At 68.3% G+C, this 5,161-nt stretch carries 3 protein-coding genes; 1 reads left to right on the top strand and 2 read right to left on the bottom strand.

The genetic code is table 11. The features are described from left to right. The first annotated feature begins 344 nt into the window (after positions 1-344). Positions 345-1,835: a hemolysin family protein gene (locus G3N97_RS36350; RefSeq protein WP_205997626.1), complete on the top strand. Its 1,491-nt coding sequence runs from the start codon at positions 345-347 to the stop codon at positions 1,833-1,835. An 8-nt stretch (positions 1,836-1,843) separates the two neighbouring features. Here G3N97_RS36350 and treY read toward each other — a convergent pair whose 3' ends face one another. Together treY and G3N97_RS36340 are read right to left on the bottom strand one after the other, a co-directional pair. Next, positions 1,844-4,768, bottom strand: a complete 2,925-nt coding sequence (treY, locus tag G3N97_RS36345; protein WP_205997625.1) for a malto-oligosyltrehalose synthase — start codon at positions 4,766-4,768, stop codon at positions 1,844-1,846. Beyond that, positions 4,765-5,161 (bottom strand): 4-alpha-glucanotransferase (locus tag G3N97_RS36340; protein WP_205997624.1); only part of this gene is annotated, 397 nt, incomplete at its 5' end. The genes G3N97_RS36340 and treY, both read right to left, overlap by 4 nt.

The following is a 5,161-nucleotide window of genomic DNA, read 5'->3' as shown; positions in this document are numbered from 1 at the left end:
TTGCGCCGCGTGGGTGCTCTCGCTGTGCCAGCGTGTGGCCGAGGCGCATGGCGGCCGCTTCGACGCGCAGCCGCTCGTGGCGGGCGAGGCGGCCACGCTCACGCTCAACGTGTCGGCGACCGGCGGCTGAACGGTCTGCCTGAGCCGCACATCCGCAAAGCGGGCCGCCTGGGCGGCCCGCTTTGCGTCACAGGCAACGGCACGCGAGCGCGCGCAAGCAGACGCAAGCAGACGCAAGCAGACGCAACTTCATCAGGCGTCGCGGCGATCGAAACGCCCGACTTAGCCTTACAGGCCGCTTGCACACCTTATACTGATCGCTTCGTTTTCCGGAGCCCTATCTCTTGATGCAGGTTATCGCCCTGATCGGCGCGCTGTTCCTCGTTGCCCTCAACGGTTTCTTCGTCGCGGCCGAATTCGGTCTGGTCAAGCTGCGCGCCACGCGCGTGCAGTCCCTCGCGACGCAATACGGCATGCGCGGCCGGCTGCTCGCCAAGGTCCACGGCCAGCTCGACGCCTATCTGTCCGCGTGCCAGCTCGGCATCACGCTCGCCTCGCTCGGCCTCGGCTGGATCGGCGAGCCCGCGTTCGCGCAGCTGCTGGAGCCGGTGTTCGACATCGTCGGCATCCGCTCGCCCGAACTGATTCACGGCATCTCGCTGGTGTTCGCCTTCACGGTGATCTCGTTCCTGCACATCGTGGTGGGCGAGCTGGCGCCGAAGTCGCTCGCCATCCGCCAGGCGGAAAAGATCTCGCTGTGGTGCGCCACGCCGCTCTACGGCTTCTACTGGACGATGTATCCGGCGATCTGGGCGCTCAATTCGAGCGCAAGCGCCGTGCTGCGCCTCGCGGGCCTGTCGTCGGAACACGACACCGAAGCGCACTATTCGACCGACGAACTCAAGCTGATCCTGCGCAGCCGCCGCACCGCCGCGCAAGCCGAAGCCGACGCGCACGCGAATGGTCACGTGAATGGTCACGCGAACGGCCATGAAAACGGTCACGCGAATGGACAGAACGGTCACGCGAACGGACGCGAAGGGGCGCCGGGGCAAGCCCAGATGCGCTCGCCGCGCCGCTCGCAGGCGTCGCTCGCGCAGGCCGCGAACAACTGGAGCGCCGACGAGTGGAACGCGCTCGCGCATTCGCTCGACTTCTCGCGTCTCACGGTTTCCGACCTCATGCGTCCGACGCACGAAATGGTGGGCTTGCGCCGCGACGTGCCGCTCAAGGACAACATGCAGATCGTGGCGCGCCATCGCTTCAGCCGCTATCCGCTGTTCGAGGACGGCAGCGGCGAAGAAGTCGTCGGCCTGATTCACCTGAAGGATCTGCTGCTCGCGCGCGAGGCCGGTCACGCGCTCGACGACCTCGGCAAGTTCGTGCGCCCCGTGCAGTACGTGAAGCCCGAAACGCCCGCGCTCGCGCTATTCCGCCGCTTTCGCAAGGGCGCGCCGCATTTCGCGCTGGTGGGCCGCAAGGGCCAGCGGCCGAACGGCTTCCTCACGCTCGACAATCTGCTGGGCGCGCTGGTGGGCCAGATCCACGACGAATTCCATCAGGCCGATACCGACTGGACCCGCATGGACGACGGCACGCTGATGGGCCGCGGCAGCCTGCCGGTGGTGTCGCTCGAACAGGCGCTCGGCATCGATATCGACGAAGGCCGCGCCGAATCGGTGGGCGGCCTCGTGATTCACGCGCTCAACGATCTGCCGACCGAAGGTCAGCGCGTGTCGTTCGATCGCTTCGATATCGTCGTGAAGAAAATGAAGGGGCCGCGCATCGTGCTCGTGCGCGTGTATCCGAAGGATCTCGAAGACGAGGGCGGTTAAGCGCGTCGTCAGGCGTCTTCGCGGGAAAGATTCGACAGCACGGCGACTGGCAACGCGGCGAGCGCGTCGCGCAGATACAGCACGGATTCCTGCGTATCGTGCGTGATGGTGTGGCTCGCGTCGCTGAGCCAGCCGTGCAGCGCCGTGGCCGTGCAGGTTTTCGGCAGCACCACGGCCGTATCTTCCCAGCGTTCGGGCGCGACGCGCGGCGTGTCGCTGTCGAGCAGCGCCGCCGCGTGGCGCGTGCCGATCACGACGGCCCACGCATCGCCGTGGCGGCGCGCGAACGCAATCGCATGCGCAGCCAGCGCGCCGCGCACTTCCAGCGGCACATAATCCGCTTCCCGCAGCAATCCCGGCGCGCGAGCGCGCAGCGCGAGCACGCGCTGGATCGTCGCCTGCTTCACATGCGCGTCGCGCCATTGCGCGAGCTTCGTGGCGGGCGCTTCGTGGTCGAGCGCCGCGGCGCGCTGCGCGTAATCGACGGGCCGCCGATTGTCGGGATCGACGAGACTGAAGTCCCAGAACTCGGTGCCCTGATACAGATCGGGCACGCCCGGCGACGTGAGCCGCAGCACCGTCTGCAAGAGCGTGTTCACGGCCCCGGCCGGCGCGACGCGCGCGACGAACGCCGCGAGCGCATGCAGAAAACCTTCGCGACGCTGCGGCGCGAGAATATCGAATAAAAATGCCTGGCAGTCCGATTCATAGGCTTCGTCGGGCACGAGCCAGTTGGTGCGCAGCTTCGCTTCGCGTAGCGCTTTCAACTGCCATTGCGCGACGCGTTCGGCGAGCGCGCGCACGCCCGCTTCGTCGCCGGGATCGAGATCGGGCGGCCAGCAGCCGACCAGCGTCTGATACAGCATCGCTTCCGCCGTAGGACCGGGCGACCATTGCGCTGGCGGCGCGGCGTCGTTGCGTCGCTGCGGCTGATTGAGCGTCGACCACGCGCGCAAGGTCGCGTTCCATTCCGGCGCGATTTCGCTGAGTACGGCGAGACGCGCGCGCACGTCCTCGCCGCGCTTGTGATCGTGCGTGGCCGTGGCGAGCAGCGCGTAGGGCACGCGGCGCTGACGTTGATGATTGGCTGCGTGGAAGTCGGCGGCGCTCATCGCGAAGTCGTCGGGATCGGCGCCCACTTCGTTGCGTGAAAGCAGCCGTCCATAGCGATACAGCGCGGTGTCCTCCGTGGCCTTCGCCGCGAGCGGCGCGGTCAGTTGCGAGAACAGCGCGAGCGCGGTGCGCTGGGCGATCAGCGCATGACTGAGCGGCGCGGGCGCGCTGTTTTGCGCGGCGTTTTTCTGCGCGCCGCGTGCTGCGTTTTTCGCGCCGGGTGCGTGTTGCTGCGCGGAGCCGCTGGCGCCGCCGGGACCGTTGGGCCGTGCAGGCTTGTTGCCGTTGCCATTCGCGCTATCGGGCGCGCGCGCGCCGAGCCAGGCGTCGACCTGATCGAGCGCGAGACGGCTCGCGCGCGGCAGCGCCTCGCGCGCCGCCTCCAGCGCTACGCTGAAATAGCGGTTGTCGGTCGCGCCGCGCAAACCGTTGACCGGATAGATGCGGTACACGGGAAAGTGCATCGCTAGCTGCGCGGCGACGCGATGCACGGTGGCATACGTGAAGTCGCGCGTGCCCGGCTGCTCGCGCGCGATGCGATGCAGCGCACGCGCCGCGTGATCGAGTTCGGCGGCGAGATACGCGGCCAGGACTTCGCGGCGCGCGTCGAGCGCCACGCGCGCGAACGGCGCGTCGTCGCCCGAGATCGCGGCCCAGGTCTCGGCGAGCGGCGCGGCGCCCGCCGGATCGTGCAACAGCGCGCCCATGTCGTTCATGAAGTCGTAACCGGTCGTGCCTTGCACGGGCCAGTCTTCGCGCAGCGCCTCGCCGCGCGCGAGAATTTTCTCGACGACGATATACGGCACCGTCGCGCGCAACGACGCAAGCCGCTGGCGCAGCCGCTCGCAATACTCGCGCGGATCGGCGAGCCCGTCGATATGATCGATGCGCAGGCCGTCGATCACGCCGTCCGCGTACAGACGGAACACGAGCTTGTGCACGGCTTCGAACACGTCGTGCCGCTCGACGCGCACGCCCGCGAGCGCGGTCACGTCGAAAAAGCGCCGCCAGTTCACTTCGTCGGTGGCGGTGCGCCACCACGCGAGGCGAAAGTGCTGGCGCTCCAGCAGCCGATGCAGCTTGTCGCGCGGCACCGGATCGGCGCTTGCATAGGATTCCAGAGCAAATTCGATCGGGTCGGTGCCTTCGCGTTCGACGAACGCGCGCAGCGCGTCGCGCGCGGCGCTCGCACGCGTTTGATCTTCGGGCTGCGTGGTCAAACCCTGGAACGCGTTGGCGAGCGTGGCGAGATCGGCGCGATCCGCCGATTGCAGGATCGCGGCGTAATCGGTCGGGCAGATCGGGCAGACGTGCGGGCCGTACTGCACGTAAAAGCGCGCGTTGGCCGCGTCGAATTTCAGTTCGATGCGGCCCGCTGCCAGTTCCTCGCCGTACTGCGCGCCGAGAAACGGCATCAGCACCTTGCCGCGCAGCGCGGGGTCGGGCGAGTGCCAGTCCACATCGAAATGCCGCGCGTAGGCGCTGTGCCGCCCCCATTCGAGGATGTCGAGCCACCACGCGTTGTGCGCGCCGCCCACGCCCATGTGGTTCGGCACGAAATCGACGATCAGGCCCATGCCGCGCGCGTGCACTGCCTCCGCGAGACGACGCAGCGCCGCTTCGCCGCCGAGCTCCGCGCTCACCGCCTGATAGTCGACCGTGTCGTAGCCGTGCATCGAGCCGGGCTGCGCGGTCGTGACCGGTGACAGATAGAGATGGCTCACGCCGAGCGCGGCGACGTAGTCGAGCTGCGCGAGCGCGTCGTCGAAGGTGAAGCCGTGATGAAGCTGCAGGCGCAGCGTCGCGCGGGGAAGTGTCATGGCGTGGGCGGACCGGAGGGCGTGGCGCTGAGGGTGTCGGTTGAAGCGTTTTGCGATGCGTCTGGCGATGAATCCGCGGATTCATGCGTGGATGCTGGCGCCGTTTCACGCGCGCGCACGATGGTGCTCACGCGTTGCGCGACGGCGGCGTCGGCGTAAAGCGTATCGACGGGCAAGGGCAGGCGCTGACGCCAGTTCGGATGCTCGTCGATCGAGCCCGGCAGATTCGGCTGATCGACGAGACCGAGCAGATCTTCGAGCGGACAGGTGACGAGCGGACTCGCGCTCGCCGCCACGTAGCCGAGCGCGCCGGCGACCGGCAGCGCGTCGAGCGGCGCATCGGAGGGCGGCGCGGCGGCTTCGCGCGGCGCGAAACCGGTGTCCTGCAGCGCG

Origin of the sequence: Paraburkholderia sp. Ac-20347 (assembly GCF_017104805.1) — a bacterium.
Lineage (GTDB): Bacteria > Pseudomonadota > Gammaproteobacteria > Burkholderiales > Burkholderiaceae > Paraburkholderia > Paraburkholderia tropica.
This window is presented reverse-complemented; position numbering and strand designations above follow the sequence as displayed.